Genomic DNA, 23,495 nt, shown 5'->3' with positions numbered 1-23,495 from the left:
GGAAAATAATCCGGATTGCGGGTTGCCAATCTGAAAACCGCGGGTATATAGTGAAAAGCATGAAGACTCTACACACAGCCTGTCAATTGAACGTTCTGAAAGCTTTCGGTGAAAAACTGAAGGCCGCAGGTTCTGCTGTGTATTTTTGGTGGTTTGGTTATGGCTTTTATTTTAGCCAGAGCCCGGGCCGCCCGTAAGATCTTCATCGACCGAACACAACGAGGAAGGCAGCCCGGCAAGCAACCCAGGCTGCCACCGGACTCGAAAAAGCCCCGACTGGTAGCCCAGCCGGGGCTTTTTTGATTCTGACACAGGGAAACGGGAACACAGACATGAACATGCCGCTGAAATCCGAAACGCTGGGCGAGCAAATCGCAAGCGCCTGCCAGCACCGACAGGAAGCCACACTGCCAACGGCGGGCGAGTTGCGCCAGCAGTTTCCTGCCGGTGAGCACCTGGTTCGGGCCATTGCCGGTTACCGTGAGCAGATCCGCGCCGTACTGCACGGTCAGGACGACCGCACCCTGATTGTTATGGGGCCCTGCTCCATTCACGACGAACAGGCCGCCCTGGACTACGCCACCCGCCTGAAAGCGCTGTCAGACGACGTCAGTGACCGGTTCCTGATTGTCATGCGCGCCTACCTGGAAAAACCCCGCACCACCGTGGGCTGGAAAGGTCTGTTGTACGATCCGGAACGCACCGGCCAGGGCGACCTGAAGCAGGGCCTTGAGCGTTCCCGCAAGTTGTTACTGGCGTTATCCGAGCTTGGCCTGCCGTTGGCCACCGAAGCCCTGAGCCCGTTCATGATGGATTATCTGGGGGACCTGGTGAGCTGGACTGCCATCGGCGCCCGCACCACCGAATCCCAGATTCACCGGGAAATGGTCAGCGGCCTGCCCATGCCCACCGGGTTCAAAAATGGCACCGACGGCGGTATTACCGTGGCCAGCCATGCCATGAAGTCTGCCTCGCACCCTCACCACCACATGGGCATTTCCCACAGTGGCTCACCGGTGATGATTTCCACCGCTGGCAATCCGGACACCCACCTGGTGCTGCGCGGCGGCCGGGGCGTGACCAACTACGATGAGCTGAGCATCGCCAAGGCCGTGGCAGAGCTGGAAAAAGCCGGGGTATCAACGGCCGTGATGGTGGACTGCAGCCACGACAACGCCTGCAAACAGGCGGAGCGGCAAGTGGATATTGCCCGGGATGTGATGGCCCAGAAGCGCAATGGCAACCGGCACATCAAGGGCCTGATGCTGGAGAGCTTCCTGGAATTCGGGCGCCAGGATGATGGTAAAGAGCTGGTCTACGGCTGCTCGATTACCGATCCGTGCCTGGGCTGGGAACAGACGGAGGCTCTGATCCGCTCACTGTAGACAACAACAGCTGCCCGGCCAGCAGCACCAGGATGCCCCCCATGGCCCGATCAAGCCAGTGTCCGAACCGGTTGAAACCCCGGCGGACACGGGGGTGGGTAAAGAACACCGCCACCATGGCAAACCACAGGCCCGTGGCCAGTGCCATGTACAGGCCATAGCCTGCCTGCAGCAGGATGGGTGTGCCCGGGTTGATCACCACTGAAAACAGGGACACAAAGAACAGCGTCGCCTTGGGGTTCAGGGCGTTGGTCAGAAACCCGAGCCGGAAGGCTGCCATTCCTGTCTGTTCGGTCTTTTTAGCCGCATCCACATGCACTCCACCCGGCCTGGCCCGCAGGCAGTGCCAGGCGATGTACAGCAGATAAACCGCGCCAACCACTTTCAACACGGTGAACAGCATCACCGATTGCTGGATGATCAGTCCGATACCCAGCAGCGAATAGCCCACATGCAGCAGAATCCCCAGGCCAATACCGATGGCGGTCAGCAAGGCGTTGCGCCGTGACTGAGTGAGGGCCTGGCGCAGCATCACCGCAAAGTCCGGCCCGGGGCTTGCCACGGCCAGCAGGTGCACCAGGGCCACCGTAAGAAATTCCAGCCAGTAATTCTGCACCTGTTTGCTCCTGTTAACGTAGTGACCTGTTGAGCCTTATGGTTGTAAACCGATGAAGGTGATTGCCGGCAAGCATAGAAGGATTTTTTTCCGGTTTCACCTGTCAGGATTCCGTAAGCTTTCTATACTTATAACTTAACCTGCAGAAAAGACGGGAATTTCCGGTTTTCAGAGGAGGCCAGATGAACAAGCGTGACGTGGATGTAGCGATCATCGGCGCCGGCACTGCCGGCATGGTGGCTTACCAGCGGGTGGCAAAGAAAACCGACCGTGTGGTGTTGATTGAGAGTGAGCAGTACGGCACAACCTGTGCCCGGGTGGGCTGCATGCCCAGCAAATTGCTGATTGCCGCCGCCGAGCGGGCCCACGACCTGAAATCCGCCGGCGACTTCGGTGTGCTGGCTGGCGATGTCCGCATTGATGGCCGGCTGGTAATGCAGCGGGTACGTGCCGAGCGGGACAAGTTTGTGGCGCCGGTGGTCCGCTCCATGGAGAAACTGCCGGAAGAACATCGCCTGATGGGCCATGCCCGCTTTCTGGATGCCCACCGGCTGGAAGTCGGCGACCATACCGAAGTCCGTGCCGATCGCATCATCATCGCCACCGGCTCCCGCCCCAACATACCGGGTATCTTCAAGGATGCCCGGGACCGGCTGATTGTGAACGACGACATCTTCGACTGGCAGGACCTTCCAGGCTCTGTCGCGGTCTTCGGCCCCGGGGTCATCGGCCTGGAATTGGGGCAGGCACTAAGCCGGCTGGGGGTGAAGGTGCACCTGTTCGGTGTCAGCGGCGGCATCGGTGGGCTGCGGGATGAGAAAATCCGTGACTACGCACTGAAAACCTTCAGCGAAGAGTTTGCCTTCAGTCCGGAAACCGAAACCCGCCGGGTAGAGCGTACAGACGGTGGTGTGCAGATTACCTGGCTGGAAGACGGCAAAGAGCACCAGGAAACCTACGACTATCTTCTGGCGGCCACCGGGCGCCGGCCGAATATCGATAACCTGGATATCCAGAACGCCGGCATCGAGCTGGACGACCGGGGCATGCCGGAGTTCGACCCTTACACCCTGCGCTGTGGCGACAGCCATATTTTTATCGTCGGGGATGTGAATAACCACCGGCCGTTGCTGCATGAGGCCGCAGATGAAGGCCGCATCGCCGGAGACAACGCGGCGGCATATCCGGAGGTACAGACCGGGTTGCGCAAAACCCCGCTGGCCGTGGTGTTCAGCGATCCGCAGATTGCCTCGGTGGGCCTGACCATTCACCAGGTGGATGAAAAGTGCCGGGGCTGCTTTGCCGTCGGTGAAGTAAGTTTCGAGAACCAGGGCCGCAGCAAGGTGATCGGCAAGAACCGGGGCCTGCTGCGGGTGTATGGCGAGCATGGCAGCGGATTGTTCATGGGCGCGGAAATGTTCGGCCCGGCGGCCGAGCACATTGCCCACCTGCTGGCCTGGTGTGCCCAGAAGCGCATGACCGTGAGCGACATGCTGGAGATGCCGTTCTACCATCCGGTGATTGAAGAGGGCTTGCGATCAGCCCTGAAAGACCTGAACAGAAACCTGAAACTGGGCCCGGAGCCCGCGGAAGGCTGCATGGACTGCGGCCCGGGTGTTTAACCCGGGCCGCAGTGGGAGCTGACCTGTGTCAGTTCACTATGACGTGTGATGTTGCAAGCTTACCGGTGCGGCGGCAGCGTCCCTTGCATTTTGCTGGTGCCGTGCCCATATCTTCTCATGGAAGAAGTAGGCCACGGTGTTGATGGCCGGTTCCACCATGGCAATCAGGCTGCCGATCAGGATGTCACCGGTCAGCAGATAGGCCACGGTGAAGGCTACGGTAAAGTGGGTGATGGCGAAGGTAATCGTTTTCAAAACCGACTGATCACCTTTCGTGCTGTGCTCGTGGACAAACAGTTTCAGCGTACTCATGATCAACTCCGCATTTATCAGGTCTATGATTCAGTTTAAGACCAAACGAGAATTATTTCCAAATAGATTGTGCGATATCCTGCAATAGGTTCGAGCTATAAGATTTCAGGCTATCGAATAAGTTTTTACTATTAATGACATTAAGGAATGGAACTGGGCCCAGGGCCCGGAACTGACTTAGAGTAGTAATCAGAGACAACCCGACGACGAATCAGGAGGTTCAAATGGGTAAGAACTTTATTGGTCTGGATACCGAAAAAACCGCCGCACTGGCTAGCTCACTGAATGATCTGCTGGCCAACTACCAGATCTTTTACATGAACGTGCGTGGTTACCACTGGAACATCAAGGGTGAGAACTTCTTCCTGCTGCACGAGAAATTCGAAGAGCTGTACAACGACCTTCTGCTGAAAGTGGATGAAATTGCCGAGCGTGTACTGACCCTGGGCCACCGCCCGGCTCACGCCTTCAGCACCTACATCGAAACCGCCGAAGTGCCGGAGCGCAAAGACGTATCCAACGGCAAAGAAGCGGTTGAGAACATTGTTGAAAGCTTCGGCAAGCTGATCGCCAAGCAGCGTGAACTGCTGGAGCTGGCCGGTGAAGCCGGTGACGAAGGCACCTCTGCCCTGATGAGCGATTACATCTCCGGGCAGGAGAAAGACGTGTGGATGTACCGGAGCTACCTGGGCCAGTAAGCCAGGCAGAGCGGTAACCTGAAATGGCGGCTCCCCGGAGCCGCCATTTTTGTATGTGCGTCATCGGCTTGTCTTTTTTCTGACGCGGTTTTGTCATCTGTTTGCCATAGCTTGGGTCGTCATTTACACACCGACGACACAACCCGAGGTAAACATGATTTTCCAGCGAACCCTTCTGACCTCCGCCATTCTGGCCACCACCGTTGGCCTTGCTGCCTGCGCTACCGGCAGCGGTTCTGAAACCCAGCCCAGGGCTTCCTTGCCGGGCCTGATCGAACTCAATGTACTGGGAAGCTCCAAGGCCCCGGGCAATGTGTTCGACGAAAGCGCCGCCGAAATCGTCGCCCATGATGCTGCCAACCAGCGTCTGTTTGTGGTGAATGCCAATGCGGCCACCGTGGACGTACTGGATATTCGTAACCCGTCTGCACCGGTGCTGGTTAACACCATCGACGCCAGCCGCGAAGGCGCCTCCGCTAACAGTGTGGCGGTGTATGGTGACCTGGTCGCCGTCGCCATCGAAGCCGAGGTGAAGCAGGACAACGGCAAGGTTGTGTTCTACAACGCATCTGATCTGTCCAAGGCCGGTGAAGTGACCGTGGGCGCCTTGCCAGACATGGTGACTTTCACCCGCGATGGTCAAAAAGTGCTAGTTGCCAACGAAGGTGAACCGAATGACGACTACTCACACCGCCACATCCAGCGGCGGCACCTGCTGGTGTAAAAACCACTTCTCTGTCACTACCTTCCGGGTAAACCAGTGCGAGCGCATCAGGGTGCTGGCAATGGGTTGCTTGAGCCATTCAGGCAGGTCAAAGCCATGCTCCTGTTCGGAGGCGCGATTGCCAAAGCGGGTGGCAATTTGTTCGCCGTAGGACTGCAGGGAAATCGCAGAATAGTCCGGGGCTTCCTGGATCACTTTGGCGGCCATCAGGGCCGATTCGATGGCCGGGCGGATGCCTTCGCCGCTCTGGGTGTAGGCCAGCCCTGCGGCATCGCCGATCAGCAGCACGCCATCGTCCACCAATGGCCGGTCGGCGTGGGCATACAGCAGATAGGCGTGACCCTTGAACCGGCCGGGCAGGTCGGCGGGAATGCGGCCGGCCTGTTTCATATCTTCTACAAAGGCTTCCAGGTGATCCGTCAGCCGGTGGTTGTCTTCCCGGCCCAGGCCAATGTTCAGGTAGCTGCCTTTTCGGAACACCCAGGCATAGCCCTTGAGATCGCGGCAGAACCAGAGTTCGGGGGTATCGCCCCGGGCTTCGCAAGAGCGGGCCTGTTCCGGAGTCATCTCGAACTCTACTTCCTTGGCTGCAACCACGGTTTCATGCTTGCCGGGGCCGTTGCCCAGCTGCCGGGCTACCGGGCAGAAGTGACCGCCGGCGCCCACCAGTAACGGCGCCTGCCATTGTTCGTTGATTACCCAGTTGCCGTTGTCACGGGTAATGGATTTTACCGGCGTACCCAGCTGTTTGGTGCAGGACACCCGGCCAAGCAGGTAGTCATCAAACTCGCAGCGGCGGATGCCGTAACTGACCACTTCACCGTGGTTGTTCTCCACCGCGTCCTGGCCCATCATGCCGATGCGGAAGCGGCGAATGGGTTGCAGGGTGCGGCCATTGCCATACTCGTTGGCATCAATATCCAGGCTTGCCAGTACCGCGGGGGTTACCCAGCCTGCGCAGGTTTTATCCCGGGGGAATTCGGCCTTGTCGATAATCAGCACCTGCTTGCCCGCGCCCTCCAGCGCCCGGGCCAGGGTAGAGCCGGCGGGTCCGGCGCCGACAATGATCACATCGTAGTAATCCATCAAATGCCCTCCGGTGTGGCTGGGAAGGTATAAAGATCCTGCCGGCTCCGGGGCAGCTGATTGTTATCGCCGTGGGTGAATACCACCTGGAACAGCTGCAATGAGCCGGCCCGGAAGGCTGCAATGGAGCCGGCCAGGTACAGCCGCCATGCCCGGGTGAAGTGCTCGTCGTACATCTCCGTTACCTTGTCCTGGTTGGCGGTGAAATTGTCCATCCAGTGGCTCAGGGTCTGGGCGTAGTGCAGGCGCAGGTTCTCCACATCCAGCACCGAGAAATCGCTGTGTTCGCAGAGCTCCATGAACTCGCCAATGCTGGGGGGGTAGGCGCCGGGGAAAATCCGTTTCTCGATCCAGGCGTTCATCAGCATCGGCCGGTTGCGCCCGATACTGTGCAGCAGGGCGATGCCATCGGGTTTGAGGGAGCGTTTGATCAGTTCCGACAGGGCGGGGTAGTTGTCCTTGCCCACATGCTCCAGCATGCCGATGGAGACGAACGCATCGTACTGGCCTTCAATGTTGCGGTAGTCGTCTTCCACATAGGTGACCAGGTTATCCAGGCCCTGCCGCTCTGCTTCGGCCCGGGCATAGGCCAGCTGCTCCCGGGATATGTTGTAGGCATGCACGGTTACCCCGTAATTGCGGGCCATGTACCGTGCCAGGCCGCCCCAGCCGCAACCGGCTTCCACCACGGTCATGCCCGGTTTCAGGCGCAGTTTGCGGCACACATGTTCCAGTTTGGCCAGCTGGGCCTGTTCCAGGGTGTTGTCTGCCTGTTCGTAATAGGCACAGGTGTACTGCATTTCCGCACTATCCAGCCACAGCTGGTAGAACTCGTTGCCCAGGTCGTAGTGGTGGTGGATGTTTTCCCTGGCTTCGGAAATCCCGGTAGGCCGGGGGTTGTGGTTGCGCCACAGTGCATCCAGCCATTTCGGCCACTTCTGCCGGGCCGCATGAACCGCCCGGTACATGGCTTCCATAAGATCCGGCAGGTCGCCGTCTACTTCCAGCCGGCCGGCGCTGTACAGGTCTCCGAACGCCAGGTTGGGATTGGCCACCAGTGAATACAGGGCTTTGGGATCGGCCAGGCTCAGGGTGAACCGGGCGGGCTGCTGCTCCGGTTCGATGGTCTCGCCGTTCCACAGGCGGAAGCGCACCGGTGGCGAACCGGCCATACGCATCAGCTTGGCCACCAGCCAGCGCTCGTAGCTGTGGGGTTCCCGGTCGGTCTGGCTGTTCTCCAGGGGCAGGGTCAGCACATGGCCCTGGGCTCTTGGGTCGCTTCCGCTATATTCCGGTTTGCGGGCGGTGTTCTGTGTCACGGCAGGCTCTCCCTTTGTTCTCTGTGCTCCTGTGCGGTCCCGAAATCAGGCTGAGAGTCGCGTTTCTGACTCAGTATAGAAAATGATCAGGATTTGTCAGGTATTGGCGAAAACGGAGGGCAAAGTGGAGATAAAAGCGGGATCGGGCGGGTGCCCGATCCCGGAAGGTACAAGTCTTAGTAAGTGGCGCTCATGCCAAACCATTCAGGGAATATGATGATCATCGCCAGCACCAGGATCTGGAGCAGGATGAACGGCAGTATGCCCTTGTAGATATCGGTGGTTTTGACGTTCGGTGGCGCCACCCCTTTCAGGTAGAACAGGGCGAACCCGAACGGTGGCGTCAGGAAGCTGGTTTGCAGGTTCATGGCCACCAGGATGGCGAACCAGAGCATGTTGATGCCCAGGGCTTCGGCCACCGGCGCCAGGATCGGCACGATGATGAACGAAATCTCCACGAAGTCGATAAAGAAGCCCAGAACCAGGATCACCAGCATGGCCAGGATGATGAAGCCCCACTGTTCGCCCGGCAGCATCAGCAGCCATTCTTCAAGCAGGTAGTCGCCGCCGGTGTAGCTGAACACCATGGAGAAGGCGGTGGCACCGATCAGGATGGCGAACACCATGGCGGTTACGCTGACGGTATCCTTGGCCGCATCCCACACCATCTTGAACGAGAACTGGCGATAGATGATGGCCAGGACCACCGCGCCCACACCACCCAGTGCAGACGATTCGGTGGGGGTGGCAATGCCGGTAAAGATCGAACCAAGCACCACCACAATCAGTGCCAGCGGCGGGATAATCGCGAGCAACGCATCGCGTATTTCCTTGCCACGGCTGATGCTGTCATCCGGCGGCATGGCCGGAGCTGTCTGGGGCTTGAGGCGGGTGATCACCAGGATGTAGATAATGTACAGGCCGATCAGAACGATGCCGGGCATCACTGCGGCCTTGAACAGGTCGCCCACCGGCAGGCCCAGAACATCCCCCAGAATGATCAGGATAATAGACGGCGGCACAATCTGGCCCAGGGTGCCGGACGCACAGATAGTACCGGTGGCCAGGCGCTTGTCGTAGTTATGGGCCAGCATCACTGGCAGGGAGATCAGGCCCATGGCCACCACACTGGCGCCGACCACACCAGTGGACGCAGCCAGCAGTGCTCCCACCAGGATGGTGGAGATAGCCAGGCCGCCCGGCAGGCCGCCAAACAGCCGGCCCATGGACGTGAGCAACTGCTCGGCCAGCCTGGTGCGCTGCAGCACCACGCCCATGAAGATAAACAGCGGCACGGCCATCAAGACGGTGTTCTGCATCACGCTCATGATGCGGTAGGGCATGAACGCGAACAGGTCCATGCCTTCAGCGAAGATACCAAAGAACAGCGCCACGCCACCGAAGGTGAAGGCCACCGGGAAACCCAGCATCAGCATGACCAGTGCCACGCCGAACATAATCATGCCGATCATGCCAGGCCTCCCGCACTGTGCTCGCCTTCGTATTCTTTATCACCTGCCATCACCCTCAGGGCGTAGGTGGCCATGTTCAGGCCGGCGGTTGCCATAAACACGGCAGAGAAAGGAATCACGGCTTTGATAATCCAGCGGTGTGGCAGGCCGCCGGGGTCGCCGCTGCCTTCACCCATCTGGTAGGCGTCCTGGGCAAAGCTGTAACCGTAGAAGCCGATCAGGTAGGCGAAGGGGATTACAAAAATCAGGGCGCCAACCAGGTTCACCCAGGCTTTACGCTTCTGGCTCCAGTTGGTGTAGAACACGTCTACCCGAACGTGGCTGTCTGTGCGCAGGGCATAGGGAATGCCCAGCAGGAACACCACCGAATACAGGTGCCATTCCATTTCCTGCATGGCGATGGATACGTCGTTAAACACATACCTTGTGAGCACATCGTAGAACACGTTGGCGGCCATCAGGATCATGGCAATGCACGCCACCCAGCCGCACACTTTCGAGGCCCAGGCCAGGCCCTCGTCCAGTTTTATTATCCAGCGCATCTGTACATCGTCCTCCGCAGAGCGGATTTTCTGTTCTGGTTAGAAAGCAAAAAGCCGGGACCTCTCCAAGAGCGATCCCGGCTCTGTTGCTGCATGGCGTTCAGTTTACTCGACTTCCGCCATGGTGTTGAGATAGGCCCTTTCGGAAATATCCGTGTAAGCCCGGCTTTGCTCCTGGTAGCTCAGCTGGGAATCAATGATCTTCTTGGCGATTGCACTGTCTTCCGCTGCTTCTGTCAGCAGTTTTTTGTTGGCATCGTACATGGCCTGGAAGATGTCTTCCGGGAACTGTTTGATCTGTACGTTCGGGTAGTCTTGCTTGATGTTGGCCCAGGCCTTGGCGTTTTCATGCTGGGAATGAACCAGCATGTCGTAGGAGGCGGTGCGCATGGCTACCCGCATGATTTCCTGCAGGTCTGCCGGCAGGCGTTCCCATACACGCTTGTTGACCAGGAACTGCAGCTCGGTGGCCGGCTCGTGCCAACCGGTGTAGTAGTAATCGGCGATCTGCTGGAAGCCAAGACGCAGATCCAGGGCCGGACCTACCCACTCAACGGCATCAATGGTGTTGCGCTCAAGGGCTGTATACAGCTCGCCCGGGGCGATGTTGGTGGGGTTAACACCCACCTCGGCGAAGACTTCGCCAGCAAAGCCCGGGATGCGCATTTTCAGACCTTGCAGGTCTTCCAGCGACTTGATTTCCTTGCGGAACCAGCCGCCCATCTGCACACCGGTGTTGCCGCCGGGGAACGACAGCATGTTGTGGGGCTCATACACTTCCTGCATCAGCTCCATGCCGCCGCCGTGGTAGAACCAGGCGTACTGTTCCATGGCGTTCATGCCGAACGGCATGCTGGTGAAGAACAGGGTTTCCGGAACCTTGCCTTTCCAGTAGTAGGAGGCAGAGTGGCCCATGTCGTACTGGCCTGCCTTGACCATATCGAACACGCCCAGCGGCGCTTTGTGCTTGTTGGCGGAGTCGATGCGGATGGTCAGCCGGCCGTCAGACATTTTCTCGACGGTTTCGGCAAAACGCTTGGTTGTGTCACCGAAAATGGGAAAGTTGGGGCCCCAGGTTTCGGCCAGTTTCAGGGTGAATTTGTCTTGTGCCAGCGCCTGTGTGGCGGCAAATGTCGTTGCCACAGCCAGTACAGCCGCAGATAGAACAGAACGGATCTTCATTGCTCTTCTAACCTCTGATGTTGTTGTAATTGTCTTTGGCTCAGAGCCAGCCGCTTTTTGGGTGACCGGCTTGTTCTTGCAGTCTAGTTCACAAACACAATGGTTGTGCTATGCAGCTGCTCGAATTAAGACATATGTCTAAGGCCTCGGAGCTATACGAACGGTTTTCACAAATCGTTCATCCGGCCGATCTGGCTGGCCAGGCGCATGGCTTCATGTTCTTCCAGCGATTTCAGGTCTTCCAGCAGAGACTTGGCTTCGGGAATCTCTGCCTTGCCGATCAGGCTGTCGTAGAGCGCCATGACCTGATCATGAAAATCAAAGATCTCACGGGCAATACCGGCGAAGTCCAGCGCGGAGTAATCGGTACTGCAGGTCCGGTTTTTTTCGATGGGCTTGTGCACCCCGTAATCGTAAAGCCGGGTTTGCATGGCTTTCGGATCGGCCTGGTTTTCATACTCGGCCACCGCCTTTTCCAGCAGGGTCTCGTGGCTGCTGATGTAATCCAGCAGGGCGCTGGCCCGCTCGTCTTTATGCTGGCCGGCCGATTCGTGCAGGCAGCGGGCCAGGTGGGCGTGCAGTTGCCGGGTCCAGTCGATCAGGTCTGCGAAGGTTTTGATTTCCATACGGCATATCTCCGGTCAGAATGGCTGTTGAAATGTCGGTTTGTCTGTAAGTCTAGACAATATTCTCTGCCTGCCATGCCCTTTGCCTGTTGATCGGGATCATAAGCCTGATGAGTCGTAGCAATCCCTTCTGTTTCTTCCTGTCCCGGCTGACCGAGGATTACCTGCTGCTGGCACTGGTGGTTGGGCTGGTGCCCTTGCTGTGGGCGGTGTCACCCTCTTTGAGTGAGCTTGCCGGGCTGGTGCACTGGCAAACCCTGGCGGCGCTCACCGGTTTTCTGGTGCTGAGCCGTGGGCTTGAAGACAGTGGTGCCCTGGCCCGTTGTGGTGTTTGGCTGATGGGCCGGTTTCGCACGGAGCGTTCATTGGCACTGGCGCTGGTGGTTTTTTCCTGGCTGTTGGCTGCGGTAGTGACCAACGATGTGGCCCTGTTTATCGTGGTGCCCCTGACTGTTGCCCTGGCCGCGGTGGTGCCGGTTCCGCTGGGCCGGCTGGTGATTTTCCAGGCCCTGGCTGTGAATGTCGGGTCGGCTCTGACGCCCATCGGTAATCCCCAGAACCTCTTCATCTGGCAGACCCGGGGCATCGGGTTTGGTGAATTTATGGCGGCCATGCTGCCCCTGGTGGGGCTGTTGACGTTGGTCTTGCTCCTGGCCACGGTGCTGGCGTTTCCCGCCCGGCCGGTTGTTGTCCGGCCGGCGCAAAGGCCGGTCAACCGCAGACTGTTGTGGGTGTCTTGCCTGTTGTATCCGGGTTTTATTGTGGCGGCGGAGCTGGGCGCTGTGGTTGTGGCTGCGCTGGCGCACTACGTTGTTTGATGCGCTTTCGAAACCATCGTAACGCCGGAGTGTTCATCCGGGCCTGACCTGTGCCCGGGTAGGGTATATGATGATAGGAAACCTTGGTCAGGGAGCGAGTGAGATGACGGTAGAGCTGGGTATTATCGAAGGATTTTATGGCCCGGTCTGGAGCTGGGGCGAGCGGCGCCAGCTGGTTAATGCCCTGACCACCCATGGCTATGGTTTCTACCTGTACGCGCCCAAGGCCGATCCATACTTGCGCCGGCGCTGGCAGGAGCCGCATCCGCCGGAACAGGCCGAGGCGTTGGCGGATTTTGCCGGATTCTGCCGGCGCGAAGGGGTGCGTTTCGGCGTAGGGCTGAGCCCGTTCGAGGTTTTCAATAACTTCGATGACATCGCCCGGGATGCCCTGGCGAAAAAACTGAAAATGCTGGATCGCCTGGGTATTCAGGAGCTGGCCATCCTGTTCGACGATATGCACCCGGATACCCCGGAACTGGCCCGAACCCAGGCCGGCATTATCAAATGGGTGCAGGAACATACCGCGGCTGCAAAAATCAGCGTGTGCCCAACCTACTATTCCGATGACCCGGTGCTGGACCGTGTGTTTGGCCAGCGGCCGGCGGATTATCTGGAAACCCTGGGTGCGGAGCTGGACCGCGATGTGCGGATTTTCTGGACCGGGGAGGAAGTCTGCTCCCGGGAGATTTCACCGGGCCACCTCAAACGTATCAGCAAGTTGCTGGGCCGCAAGCCGCTGCTCTGGGATAACTATCCGGTAAACGACGGTGACCGCATGTCCCGGCACCTGCACCTGCGCGGATTTACCGGCCGCCCTGCGGGCAACGCAGCCTATCTTTCAGGCCACGCCATCAACCCTGCGCTGCAACCGGTGCTCACCAGTATTCCGGCCATTACCCTGGCGGAATCCTATCGCCAGGGGCCGGATTACCAGTATGGCCAGGCGTTTTTGCATGCGGCAAGGGAGGTATTGGGGCTGGAGCTGGCGGAACAGCTGCACAGAGACTTGCTGGTGCTGCAGGATACCGGGCTGGGGCGTATCAGCGATGAGAAAAAACAGGCGCTGATGCACACCTACGATGCCTTTGATCACCCGGCTGCCCACGAAATTCTGCGTTGGCTGGCCGGGGATTACCAGGTTACCGACGAAATGGTGGCCACCCAGTAACCCGGTTACTCCAGGTAGTAGTCGAAGGTAGAGACTACACGCACGGTTTTTAACGGCTGCTGTTGTTCCGAAACCCCCGGGGCCTGGTCCCGGGCGAGGATCTGGAAAATCCCCTGATTGGCCCGTCGCAGGCCGCCGAGCTCGGCATCGGCATCCCGGGCAAATTGCTGGGCGGATTCCCGGGCGGCAGCGGTGGCTTCGGCGATCATTTGCGGCTTGATATCGTTCAGGCCACTGAACAAATAGGTGGGGCCGCCGGGGCCGTAGTCCGACGACAGCACCACACCGGAATCCACCAGTTCGCTCACGTTCTGTGCCGCCTGGCGGATACGGTCTATGTCGGTGCTGCGCACCATCAGGGTCTGGTTGATGATGTACTGCTGCTCGTTGTTGTTGCCGGAGTATGGATTGGCGCGGGTATCGGTAACATCCAGCCGCTGCAGTTCAACCGACGACTCCTCAATCGCCTGCAGTTTCAGAAAGGCCATGATGGCTTCGCGACTGCTGCGGGTTTTGTTCTGGGCTTCGTCCAGCGTGCTGCCGGTGGCGACAAAGCGGATTGGCCACAATGCAAGGTCTGCCTGCACCTCGCGTTCCGCCACGCCCTTGACCGTCACGTAGCGGTCGGCCGTGCGCAGCCCCATCAGTCCTTCGCTGAGCAGAGACGCGGCAAAAATGGCACACAGGCCGATGATCAGGGCAGAGACAACTTTCATGCTTACTCCTTGTGATTAATCACAGTTGGTCGTGGTGCGCTGGCCGAACCGGGCCTGCATGGCCTCTCGCTCCCGTTCCGGGTCTCGGAATTCCCGGGGCATGGGCTGGATAAAGTACAGATAGTCGCCTTTGTGGCGGTGCTTTGCCAGCGGCATGTCTGCTTCAGTGGCCGGCCATTCGACTGGTGAGATCACCGTGATATCCAGTTCCGGAGCCCGTTGTTCCAGCACCGCCACGGTACCAAGGCGCTGCTCGCTGTGGAAGGTGCCGCTGGTATGCACCAGTTGATGCCCGGGCCGGTTGCGGAGCGCTTCCACCATCCGGTGCGCCATGGTGTTATCCCGGAGCAGTTGGGCCTGGTAGGTGTTGAGCATGCGCCCGGAGAGTTCAGCCTGTTCCGTACCATGGCTGCCGCTGATGGCGTCTATGAACTTGTCCCGATATTCCGGGGTGTCCAGGAAGGCCTGCTGCGGCAGGGCTGAGCGCTGCGCTTCCGGCAACCTGTCCAGGTAAGCCTTACCCTCCCGGCCGACACAGCGAACCGTATCCGCCGGTGCGTTGGCGGCGATCACCGGTAGCTGATGCTGGCGCGCAAATTCCACCAGCGGCCGGTAGGAGGCCTTGTAGTTGTCCCAGGCGTTGGCGTCTTCCAGCATTTCGGTTTCGCCGGTTGTGCCGGCCAGGTAGGCATCCACGGCAGCCTGGTGGTCCAGGTTGAACTGTTCCATGCTCAGGATCTGGGCGGGGTTTTGCCGGTACAGGGCTTGTTGCAGCCGGGCCTGGAGTAGGTGGGAAGCGTGGTGGCCGTGGTACTCGCCGATCACTACGATATCGGTATCGGCCAGCTGGCGGGCCAGTTCCTGGACGGTAAGCGGGGTGCCGGTCTTCGCTGCCAAAACCACCGCATCGTACTGGCTGCTGGGCCGTGCCGGGATGTTGTCTGCCGGCACAGCGGCGCACCCGGTGACGGTGGCGAGTGTTAACAGGAGGCTGGCGAATAAAGGTTTCATAGGAGCTTATACGCTTCGCCGCTCAGTCGGTTTTCTGGCGGGAGTCTTCGCGCCAGTCCGGGCCCAGCCGGGCTTCTACATATTCCCGGATAAACTGCCGGACCTTCTGGGACGGCGTGACATCTTCCTCTTTGCACAGGGCTTCAAAGACCTTTTTCTTTTCCGGGTCAATCAGCAGGGTGAGGCGTGCGGTTCGGTTTTCCTTGGGCATAGGTATCAACGCTCATGCTATGTTAATCAGGTTAACATTGAATGTAATCGTAATGAGCATATAATGATAAGGTCTCGTTCGCAACCAGGAGCCGCCAGCGATGTCCCACCGTGCTCATCTTTTTTCGCTCAGATTCGCCCACGCTGTCCGTGAGGCCTGTATTGACGAGCGCTACACCGGTGGCCGTTTCCTGAAAGATGCGATGGCCGGCATCACGGTCGGCATCATCGCCATTCCGCTGGCCATGGCTCTGGCCATTGCCAGTGGCGTTGCGCCCCAGTACGGGCTGTACACGGCCTTTATTGCCGGCTTTGTGATCGCCCTGTTCGGCGGCAGCCGGTTCAGTATCTCCGGCCCGACCGCGGCCTTTGTGGTTATTCTCTACCCGATTGCCCAGAGCTATGGCCTGGGTGGCTTGTTGTTGGCCACCCTGATGTCCGGGGTGTTGCTGGTGATTATGGCGCTGATGCGTCTCGGGCGCTTTATCGAGTATATACCCGAGTCCGTCACTTTGGGCTTTACCGCGGGTATTGCCGTGGTGATTGCCACCCTGCAGGTGAAGGACTTTTTCGGTTTGCCAGTCGAGACCATGCCGGAGCATTACTGGGACAAACTGGCGGTGCTGGGCCAGCAATTACCGGCGCTGGATGCCATGAGCACCCTGGTGGCGCTGGCTACGCTGGCGGTCATGCTGCTCTGGCCCCGCCTGAAAACCCCGGTGCCGCCGCACCTGCCGGCGGTGGTGGTGGGTAGCCTGCTGGCGTTGTGGATGAACAGCCAGGGGGCTGCCGTTGAAACCATCGGCTCCCGTTTCAGTTACCTGCTGCCGGATGGCAGCACCGGTGCCGGTATTCCGCCGTTCCTGCCGGAATTCGCCTGGCCCTGGCAGCAGGCGGGGGCAGCCGGTGAGCCGATAGGGCTGAGCTGGGAACTGTTCCGGGAGCTGATCCCGGCGGCCTTTGCCATTGCTATGCTGGGCGCCATCGAATCCCTGCTGTGCGCAGTGGTGCTTGATGGCATGACCGGCAAGCGCCACAGCGCTAACAGCGAATTAATGGGGCAGGGCATCGGTAACATTCTGGTGCCGTTCTTTGGCGGTATTACCGCCACCGCTGCCATTGCCCGTTCCGCTGCCAACTACCGGGCCGGGGCGGAATCGCCGGTGTCGGCGATGATCCATGCCCTGGTGGTGTTGCTGGCGCTGGTGTCGCTGGCCGGCATCCTGGCCTACCTGCCCATGCCAGCCATGGCCGCGCTACTGGTGATGGTGGCCTGGAATATGAGCGAAGCACCGAAGGCGGTTCACCTTCTGAAAACCGCGCCCCGCAGCGATATCCTGGTGTTCCTGACCTGCTTCGGCCTGACCGTGGCGCTGGATATGGTGATTGCCATTACCACCGGGGTGTTGCTGGCGGCGGTGCTGTTCATGCGGGAAATGGCGCAGATGACCAAGGTGACCGATATTACCGGTAACAAGCGCATCGTACAGGCGGAGCTGCCCGAGGGCTGGCAGGTGTTCAAGATCAACGGCCCGCTGTTCTTTGCGGCGGCAGACCGGGTGTTTGGCGAGCTGGCAGGCCTGTCCCGGCAGGCCAGGGGGCTGGTGCTGTATATGGACGGTGTCACCATACTGGATGCGGGTGGTTTGTCGGCCCTGAACAAGCTGATTTCCAGCTGCCGGAATACCGGCACGGAAATAGTGATTGCAGACTTGCAGTTCCAGCCTTTACGCACGCTGGCAAGGGCTGGCGTAAAGCCGGAGCCCGGTATCAGCCGCTTTTATCCCACCCTGGAAGCGGCCCTGAATGGCGTTGTTTCTGGCGAAGCCTGAAAACTGCGATAAACTGCCCCGCATAGTTGATGCAAGGAGCAGGCATGCTTCCGTTCCGGATTGTTGATCGAATCAAGTTTGTTGTTGAGCGCCAGCTGGTCAAAGGTGCCGGCTTCCAGTTACTGGTGGTGGGCGGTTTTATCGGCCTGATTTCGCTGATTGGCGGCCTGCTGGTGGTGTTGCCGCCGGCGGGTGAGTTCAAGGATGCCGGCTCCGCTATCTGGTGGGCCTTCCTTCGCCTGACTGACCCCGGCTACCTGGGGGACGATGTCGGCACCTGGCAGCGCATTGTGTCTACCCTGCTGACCATCTCCGGATATGTGGTGTTTATGGGCACCCTGGTGGCCATCCTCACCCGCTGGCTGATTGCCAAGATGGAAGACCTGGAGCGGGGCCTGACCCCGGTTACCCTGAAAAACCATGTGGTGGTGCTGGGCTGGACAGCCCAGACCCCGCCGCTGGTGGCCGAGTTGTTTGGTTCATCCGGCCGGATGCAGCGCTTTCTGGAAAAGCACGATACCCAGAAACTGCGGTTGGTTGTACTGGCGGAAGAAGCCAGTGGCGAACAGCTGTACGAGCTGATCAACGAGCCGGGCGTGGGTCGCCGGGCCCGGGAGGTGATCCTGCGAAGCGGTTCGGCTATTCAGCCCGAAGCCCTGCACCGGGTCGCCTGCCTGGACGCTGCGGCAGTGATTGTGCCCAGCCAGGGCCATGATGCCGGCAGCCTGGTGACCTCCGATATCGAAACCGTCAAAGCCCTGTTGTCTATCGCCGCCCAAGCCCGCCATTTCAGTTCCCCGTTGCCGTTTGTGGTGGCAGAAATCCAGGACATGCGAAAGCTCCCGGTGGTCGAGCGCGCCTATCCCGGCTCGGTCGAGGTGGTGGCCGGTGATGCCACCATCAGCCGCCTGATGGTGCAGAACGTGCTGCACCCAAACCTCTCCGAGGTCTACAACGAATTGCTGACCGCCGGTGAAGGCAACGAGATCTTTGTGCGGGGAGGCGAAACCGCCGAGGGCCTGACCTTGAGCGAGCTGGCAACGCAGCGGCCCCATGCCGTCGTGCTGGGCTTGCTGCAGCCGGCAGCCAAAGGCTGGCAGGTTAACCTGCTGGCGCCGTCAGATACGGTGATCCGTAACGAAGACCGGGTAGTGCTGATGGCCAGCGACTATGAACACACGGGCCCGGATACCAAGGTGGACCCCCTGGCGGCAGTGGAACGCATCAGCGGCTCTGTGCAGCCAAGCCGCCAGCAGGGGCCTCACCGGGTCCTGGTTCTCGGCTGGAACCGACGGGTGCCGAGCCTGGCGGCGGAGTTTGGCAGCTACACCGGGCGACAGTTCCAGCTGGACATGGTATCGGCAACCCCGCTGGAAGAGCGTCAGCGTGAGATGTCCCGCTATGGCGTGGACCTTGAGCGGATCAATGGCCGCCTGCTGGAAGCCGATTACATGGTGGAAGAAGACCTGCGCAAGCTGGCGCCGGCCAGCTACGATACCGTGATGTTGTTGAGCAGCGACCGGATAGGCTCCGGGGAAGAGGCCGATGCCCGTGCCATGGTGGGTTACCTGCAGCTGGAAGATATTCTGTCGGAATCCACCCGCCGGCCCCAGGTTATTATGGAGCTGAGTGATCCGGACAACCGCCACCTGTTGTATGGCCATCAAAGTGAAATGCTGATCAGCCCGATGATTCTGAGCCACGTCCTGGCCCAGGTGGCTTTACGAAGGGAATTGCGGGTGGTGCTCGACGAGCTGTTCACGGCCGGTGGCGCCGAGATCCAGTTCCGTGACCCCCACGACTACCCGCTGCCAGCCAGCGCGACCTTCCAGTTACTGGAGAAAACAGTCGCGGCCCGGGGCGAGATTGCGCTGGGTGTATTCAGGGCCCGGGCCGATGAGCGGGGGCGCCACCTGGTCATGAACCCGCCCCGTAAACAGTACCTGGACCTGCAGGAGGGCGACCAGTTGCTGGTGATGTGCCAGACCTGAGGCCGGCCCGGTTCAGTCGATGGTATCGAGCAGGGCATCCATGATGTCGTCCATCACTACAAAGCCGCACATTTCGTTGTCTTTCAGTACCAGCAGTCGCTTGACCCGGTAATCGGACATCAAGGTGGCGGCGTGCTTGAGGGCGAGGTTTTCGCCCACGCTGATCACCGGTCTGGCGCAGACATCGTAGACATTCAGCAGGTCGATATCGCCATCTTCTGCAATCACCGATTTGAGCACGTTGGTATAGGTGATCAGCCCCCAGGCATCGTGCTCGCTCTGGCGCTCGACCACGAGGGATTTCACGTTGTGGTGCTTCATCAGCGTCAGTGCCTCCCGCAGGGTTGCGAAGGGCGAGATCTTGATGATGTCTTTGACCATCACATCTTTGACCAGTTTCATGAGCGCTCTCCGATCAGATTGAGTCTTTCAGGTGTTGTTCGAATTTTTCCACCTGGGCCATGTCGATGCCACCCAGGTGCTCCAGCGGAACGGTAAAGATCAGGCCCTGGGAGTCTGCCGGGTCCGGCATGATCACCTTCTGCAGGGCTTTGAGAATCTCCAGCGACAGGCCTTTTTCCAGCACCATCAGGAGCACGCTCTGGCTGCCGTCGTAGGTCAGGCCGAAGAACGTCTTCTTGGCGGTGTTGCTGATGCCGCGGCCGGTCATGACGGTAATGCCGCCGGCGCCGAGTTCGCGGGCTGCATCGATGCAGTCCTGTTCCAGGTCTTCAGGGACAATTGCTACCAGTGCAGAGAACTTCATTGGGTTTCCTTCCTGCGTTCAGATCGGTATTGGGACACGATGGCATAGGTCATCACAGTAACGATCGGGAAGATCGAGGCAAAGGCAATCAGGCCAAAACCGTCGATCAGGACATTACGGCCTTCTATGCTGCTGGCCAGTCCAATCCCCAGGGCCGTTACCAGCGGTACCGTGACTTCCGAGGTGGTCACGCCGCCAAGGTCATAGGCCAGTGCCACGATGTATCGGGGGGCGAGCAGGGTGAGCAGAATCACCAGGATATAGCCGCCCATAATGTAATAGTGAATGGAATCTCCGGTGATGATCCGGTGCACACCAATGGTGATGCCAACGGCCACCCCCACAGCTACCAACAGGCGAATGGCATTGCCGTTGAGGGCACCCGCGGCGGCTTCTTCCGCCTGCTTGCCGATGGCGATCAGTGCCGGTTCTGCCATGGTTGTGGCAAACCCGATCATCAGGGCGAAAAGGTACACGGGCGCATAGCTGTCCATGGCCATCAGTTGCTCGGCCATGCTGGTGCCGATGGGGAACAAGCCCAGTTTCAGGCCGACAACAAAGGCATACAGGCCGAGGATCACCAGCGCAAAGCCGAAGGCAATCTTCTTCGGATTGCTCAGCTTCCGGCGTAACACCAGGTACTGGAAGAACAGAACGGTGATGATGATCGGCAGCACATCCCTCAACATGCCGGCCAGGTCGAGCAGGGCCGCAATTATGCCGGACTTCGCCGGGGCTTCCGTAACCTGCGCTGTGATGGCCTCCATGGCTGCGGCCCCGGTGCCGCCGGAGTAAACCACCATGCCGTACACCTGCACGGTGATCATGGGCACCATGACGGACAGTGCCACCAGGCCAAAGCCATCAATCAACGGGTTCCGGCCCCGGATCGAGGCCGCCAGGCCGATGCCGAGAGCGGCGATCAGGGGGCACCGTCACCACATTGGTTGTCACCCCGCCGGAGTCATAGGCCAGCCCGACAATTTCCTCCGGCGCAAACCAGGTAACAATCACCACGATGACGTAGCCGGTGATCATGAACCAGTGCAGCGGGTAGCCGAAAATGGTGCGGAAAACCCCCAGGGCAACGACGAACCCCACAGAGACAGCCACCAGTATCCTCAGGGTGAGGCCGTCAATTCGCCCCTCACTGATGGTCTGGGCCTGCTCTGCCACTGCAATCAGCGCGGGCTCGGCAATAACCGCTGAAAATCCCATGGCAAAGCCGAACGATAGCAGTATGGCCAGGGAGCCCTTGCGGGCGAACTGGTTCGACAGGCTTTTGCCCACCGGGAAAATGCTCAGCTCCAGTCCCTGTAAGAACAATGCCACGCCCACGGCAACAATTAACAGGCCGATGGCCATGCTGCCGAGGTCATCCGGCACCTGCTGCAGAATAACCAGCTGGAAGAAACCGACCACCACGACGATGGGTAACAGATTTTTCAGAGCGTGTAACAACGAATGCAAAAAGGACCGGATATAAAACACGGAGAGCCCTTGTAGGTGCCAGGTGGACGCTGTGGCTGATCCAGGTCAGCCCGGTTAATCCTAACATGGGATATGCTGGGGGCAATCAAAGAGTTCAGCCCGCGTGCAGGGGGTATTTTTCAGGCATTTAGACCTGCTGATGGGTATTCACAGAAAAAATGCCGAAAATACACCATATAAATTTCAATTATAAATTCGAAAGCACTAAAGTTACGCCCAACGTCATCACCTGCCGGGTTTGTCAGACAGGTGGTTGGCCTCGGAAGCTGCTGGCCGCAGCGTTCCGAACCTTTTGAACATAAACGTAGAAAGGATAGAGATCATGCCCTACGCACAAGACGTCGACCAAATCGCTTCCATCCTGAAGCAGAACCCGACCTGGAACGCCATCAACCCGAAGCACGCTGCCCGCATGCGCGCCCAGAACAAATTCAAGACTGGTCTGGACATCGCCAAGTACACCGCCAAGATCATGCGTGAAGACATGGCTGCGTACGATGCTGACTCTTCCCAGTACACCCAGTCCCTGGGTTGCTGGCACGGTTTCATCGGCCAGCAGAAGATGATCTCCATCAAGAAGCACTTCGGCACCACCAAGCGTCGTTACCTGTACCTGTCTGGCTGGATGGTTGCCGCCCTGCGCTCCGAGTTCGGTCCGCTGCCTGACCAGTCCATGCACGAGAAGACTGCTGTTTCCGGCCTGATCGAAGAGCTGTACACCTTCCTACGCCAGGCTGACGCATGGGAACTGAACCACCTGTTCCGCGCCCTGGACGAAGCTGAAGAAGCTGGCGACAGCGCCAAGGCTGCTGAGCTGATCAAGCAGATCGACAACCACGAAACCCACGTTGTGCCGATCATTGCCGACATCGACGCTGGTTTCGGTAACGCCGAAGCGACCTACCTGCTGGCCAAGCAGATGATCGAAGCCGGTGCTTGCTGTATCCAGATCGAGAACCAGGTATCTGACGAGAAGCAGTGTGGCCACCAGGACGGTAAAGTAACTGTTCCGCACGCCGACTTCCTGTCCAAGATCAACGCGGTTCGCCTGGCGTTCCTGGAGCTGGGTGTAGACGACGGTGTTATCGTTGCCCGTACTGACTCCCTGGGTGCTGGCCTGACCAAGCAGATCGCTGTAACCAACGAGCCGGGTGACCTGGGCGACCAGTACAACAGCTTCCTGGACGGTGAGTACATCGACGACGCTTCCCAGATCGAGAACGGCGACGTTGTGATCAAGTCCAACGGCAAGCTGCTGAAGCCGAAGCGCCTGGCCTCTGGCCTGTTCCAGTTCAAAGCTGGCTCTGGCGAAGACCGTGTTGTTCTGGACTGTATCACCAGCCTGCAGAACGGCGCAGACATGCTGTGGATCGAAACCGAGAAGCCGCACGTTGGCCAGATCGCTGCCATGGTTAACCGCATCAAGGAAGTGGTACCCGACGCCAAGCTGGTTTACAACAACAGCCCGTCCTTCAACTGGACTCTGAACTTCCGTCAGCAGGTATTCGACGCATGGAAGGAAGAAGGCAAGGACGTATCTGCCTACGACCGTGCCAAGCTGATGAGCGCCGAGTACGACAACACCGAGCTGGGTCAGCTGGCTGACGAGTGGTGCCGTAACTTCCAGCGTGATGCGTCCCGTGAAGCAGGTGTATTCCACCACCTGATCACTCTGCCGACGTACCACACTGCGGCTCTGTCTACCGACAACCTGGCCAAGGGCTACTTCGGTGACGAAGGCATGCTGGCCTACGTTGCTGGTGTACAGCGTCAGGAAATCCGTCAGGGCATCGCTACTGTGAAGCACCAGGACATGGCCGGTTCCAACATCGGTGATGACCACAAAGAGTTCTTCGCTGGTGAAGCGGCTCTGAAGGCCGGTGGTAAAGACAACACCATGAACCA

At 59.2% G+C, this 23,495-nt stretch carries 24 protein-coding genes; 9 read left to right on the top strand and 15 right to left on the bottom strand.

The window, feature by feature from the left end; all coding sequences use genetic code 11:
* Nucleotides 1-332: 332 nt before the first annotated feature.
* Nucleotides 333-1,385 (top strand): 3-deoxy-7-phosphoheptulonate synthase, encoded by a 1,053-nt coding sequence (locus tag B2589_RS09975; protein ID WP_286816473.1) that lies wholly within the window; start codon nt 333-335, stop codon nt 1,383-1,385.
* On the opposite strand, the gene B2589_RS09970 is transcribed toward B2589_RS09975, so the two are convergent.
* Nucleotides 1,330-2,001, bottom strand: coding sequence for a LysE family translocator (locus B2589_RS09970; protein WP_286816472.1), 672 nt, complete (start codon nt 1,999-2,001; stop codon nt 1,330-1,332). The two genes, B2589_RS09975 and B2589_RS09970, sit on opposite strands and share 56 nt — an antisense overlap.
* A 182-nt stretch (nt 2,002-2,183) precedes the next feature.
* Here B2589_RS09970 and B2589_RS09965 point away from each other — a divergent pair, with 182 nt between their 5' ends.
* Nucleotides 2,184-3,623 carry a dihydrolipoyl dehydrogenase gene (locus tag B2589_RS09965; protein WP_286816471.1) on the top strand — a complete coding sequence of 480 codons (1,440 nt, stop codon included), beginning with the start codon at nt 2,184-2,186 and terminating at the stop codon, nt 3,621-3,623.
* Between the two features lie 36 nt (nt 3,624-3,659).
* On the opposite strand, the gene B2589_RS09960 is transcribed toward B2589_RS09965, so the two are convergent.
* Nucleotides 3,660-3,935, bottom strand: a complete 276-nt coding sequence (locus B2589_RS09960; RefSeq protein ID WP_022988407.1) for a DUF2061 domain-containing protein — start codon at nt 3,933-3,935, stop codon at nt 3,660-3,662.
* A gap of 224 nt (nt 3,936-4,159) precedes the next feature.
* Between B2589_RS09960 and B2589_RS09955 the strand changes: the two genes are divergently transcribed.
* Nucleotides 4,160-4,633, top strand: a complete 474-nt coding sequence (locus tag B2589_RS09955) for a Dps family protein (protein WP_022988406.1) — start codon at nt 4,160-4,162, stop codon at nt 4,631-4,633.
* A gap of 154 nt (nt 4,634-4,787) precedes the next feature.
* A complete protein-coding gene (locus tag B2589_RS09950) occupies nt 4,788-5,357 on the top strand; it encodes a choice-of-anchor I domain-containing protein (protein WP_228285793.1) in 570 nt (189 codons plus the stop codon).
* On the opposite strand, the gene B2589_RS09945 is transcribed toward B2589_RS09950, so the two are convergent.
* From B2589_RS09945 to B2589_RS09920, 6 genes are all read right to left on the bottom strand, one after another.
* The gene (locus tag B2589_RS09945; protein WP_286816469.1) at nt 5,319-6,443 is read right to left on the bottom strand and encodes an NAD(P)/FAD-dependent oxidoreductase; all 1,125 of its coding nucleotides are present in this window, start codon (nt 6,441-6,443) and stop codon (nt 5,319-5,321) included. The two genes, B2589_RS09950 and B2589_RS09945, sit on opposite strands and share 39 nt — an antisense overlap.
* Nucleotides 6,443-7,762 carry an SAM-dependent methyltransferase gene (locus B2589_RS09940; protein WP_286816468.1) on the bottom strand — a complete coding sequence of 440 codons (1,320 nt, stop codon included), beginning with the start codon at nt 7,760-7,762 and terminating at the stop codon, nt 6,443-6,445. The genes B2589_RS09945 and B2589_RS09940 overlap by 1 nt, the downstream gene beginning before the upstream one ends.
* 176 nt (nt 7,763-7,938) lie before the next feature.
* Entirely contained in the window at nt 7,939-9,234 is a 1,296-nt protein-coding gene (locus B2589_RS09935) for a TRAP transporter large permease (protein WP_058341902.1), read from the bottom strand.
* A complete protein-coding gene (locus B2589_RS09930; RefSeq protein ID WP_286816467.1) occupies nt 9,231-9,776 on the bottom strand; it encodes a TRAP transporter small permease subunit in 546 nt (181 codons plus the stop codon). Before B2589_RS09930 ends, B2589_RS09935 begins: the two co-directional genes overlap by 4 nt.
* Nucleotides 9,777-9,881: 105 nt before the next feature.
* The gene (locus B2589_RS09925; RefSeq protein WP_022988398.1) at nt 9,882-10,958 is read right to left on the bottom strand and encodes a TRAP transporter substrate-binding protein; all 1,077 of its coding nucleotides are present in this window, start codon (nt 10,956-10,958) and stop codon (nt 9,882-9,884) included.
* 167 nt (nt 10,959-11,125) lie between these two features.
* On the bottom strand, nt 11,126-11,584 hold the full coding sequence (locus B2589_RS09920; protein WP_058341900.1) for a hypothetical protein: 459 nt from the start codon (nt 11,582-11,584) through the stop codon (nt 11,126-11,128).
* Nucleotides 11,585-11,694: 110 nt separating this feature from the next.
* Between B2589_RS09920 and B2589_RS09915 the strand changes: the two genes are divergently transcribed.
* Both B2589_RS09915 and B2589_RS09910 read left to right on the top strand, forming a co-directional pair.
* Nucleotides 11,695-12,402: an SLC13 family permease gene (locus tag B2589_RS09915; protein WP_232901235.1), complete on the top strand. Its 708-nt coding sequence runs from the start codon at nt 11,695-11,697 to the stop codon at nt 12,400-12,402.
* A 103-nt stretch (nt 12,403-12,505) separates the two neighbouring features.
* Nucleotides 12,506-13,573: a beta-N-acetylglucosaminidase domain-containing protein gene (locus B2589_RS09910; RefSeq protein WP_232901236.1), complete on the top strand. Its 1,068-nt coding sequence runs from the start codon at nt 12,506-12,508 to the stop codon at nt 13,571-13,573.
* A 5-nt stretch (nt 13,574-13,578) separates the two neighbouring features.
* On the opposite strand, the gene B2589_RS09905 is transcribed toward B2589_RS09910, so the two are convergent.
* The 3 genes from B2589_RS09905 to B2589_RS09895 are packed head-to-tail and all read right to left on the bottom strand — an operon-like array spanning nt 13,579 to nt 15,511.
* Nucleotides 13,579-14,289, bottom strand: a complete 711-nt coding sequence (locus B2589_RS09905; RefSeq protein ID WP_058341897.1) for an SIMPL domain-containing protein — start codon at nt 14,287-14,289, stop codon at nt 13,579-13,581.
* 15 nt (nt 14,290-14,304) lie between these two features.
* Nucleotides 14,305-15,300 carry a ChaN family lipoprotein gene (locus tag B2589_RS09900; protein WP_286816466.1) on the bottom strand — a complete coding sequence of 332 codons (996 nt, stop codon included), beginning with the start codon at nt 15,298-15,300 and terminating at the stop codon, nt 14,305-14,307.
* A gap of 22 nt (nt 15,301-15,322) precedes the next feature.
* Nucleotides 15,323-15,511 carry a hypothetical protein gene (locus tag B2589_RS09895; protein WP_022988393.1) on the bottom strand — a complete coding sequence of 63 codons (189 nt, stop codon included), beginning with the start codon at nt 15,509-15,511 and terminating at the stop codon, nt 15,323-15,325.
* Between the two features lie 100 nt (nt 15,512-15,611).
* Between B2589_RS09895 and dauA the strand changes: the two genes are divergently transcribed.
* Both dauA and B2589_RS09885 read left to right on the top strand, forming a co-directional pair.
* The gene (gene dauA / locus B2589_RS09890; RefSeq protein WP_286816465.1) at nt 15,612-17,342 is read left to right on the top strand and encodes a C4-dicarboxylic acid transporter DauA; all 1,731 of its coding nucleotides are present in this window, start codon (nt 15,612-15,614) and stop codon (nt 17,340-17,342) included.
* A gap of 44 nt (nt 17,343-17,386) precedes the next feature.
* On the top strand, nt 17,387-19,333 hold the full coding sequence (locus B2589_RS09885; protein WP_286816464.1) for a CASTOR/POLLUX-related putative ion channel: 1,947 nt from the start codon (nt 17,387-17,389) through the stop codon (nt 19,331-19,333).
* 12 nt (nt 19,334-19,345) lie between these two features.
* On the opposite strand, the gene B2589_RS09880 is transcribed toward B2589_RS09885, so the two are convergent.
* From B2589_RS09880 to B2589_RS09865, 4 genes are read right to left on the bottom strand one after another with little or no spacing between them, the layout of a single operon-like run.
* On the bottom strand, nt 19,346-19,735 hold the full coding sequence (locus B2589_RS09880; RefSeq protein ID WP_286816463.1) for a CBS domain-containing protein: 390 nt from the start codon (nt 19,733-19,735) through the stop codon (nt 19,346-19,348).
* Between the two features lie 13 nt (nt 19,736-19,748).
* A complete protein-coding gene (locus B2589_RS09875) occupies nt 19,749-20,099 on the bottom strand; it encodes a P-II family nitrogen regulator (RefSeq protein WP_022988389.1) in 351 nt (116 codons plus the stop codon).
* Nucleotides 20,096-20,971, bottom strand: coding sequence for a DUF1538 domain-containing protein (locus B2589_RS09870; protein WP_286816462.1), 876 nt, complete (start codon nt 20,969-20,971; stop codon nt 20,096-20,098). Before B2589_RS09870 ends, B2589_RS09875 begins: the two co-directional genes overlap by 4 nt.
* The gene (locus B2589_RS09865) at nt 20,964-21,569 is read right to left on the bottom strand and encodes a DUF1538 domain-containing protein (protein ID WP_286816461.1); all 606 of its coding nucleotides are present in this window, start codon (nt 21,567-21,569) and stop codon (nt 20,964-20,966) included. The genes B2589_RS09870 and B2589_RS09865 overlap by 8 nt, the downstream gene beginning before the upstream one ends.
* Before the next feature lie 343 nt (nt 21,570-21,912).
* Between B2589_RS09865 and B2589_RS09860 the strand changes: the two genes are divergently transcribed.
* On the top strand, nt 21,913-23,495 hold a 1,583-nt coding region (locus tag B2589_RS09860), incomplete at its 3' end, for an isocitrate lyase (RefSeq protein WP_286816460.1).

Origin of the sequence: Marinobacter sp. UBA3607 (genome assembly GCF_002375525.1) — a bacterium.
In the GTDB taxonomy this organism is placed as follows: Bacteria; Pseudomonadota; Gammaproteobacteria; order Pseudomonadales; family Oleiphilaceae; genus Marinobacter; species Marinobacter vinifirmus.
The sequence above is the reverse complement of the archived record's forward strand: the minus strand, read 5'-3'. Positions and strand labels throughout refer to the sequence as shown.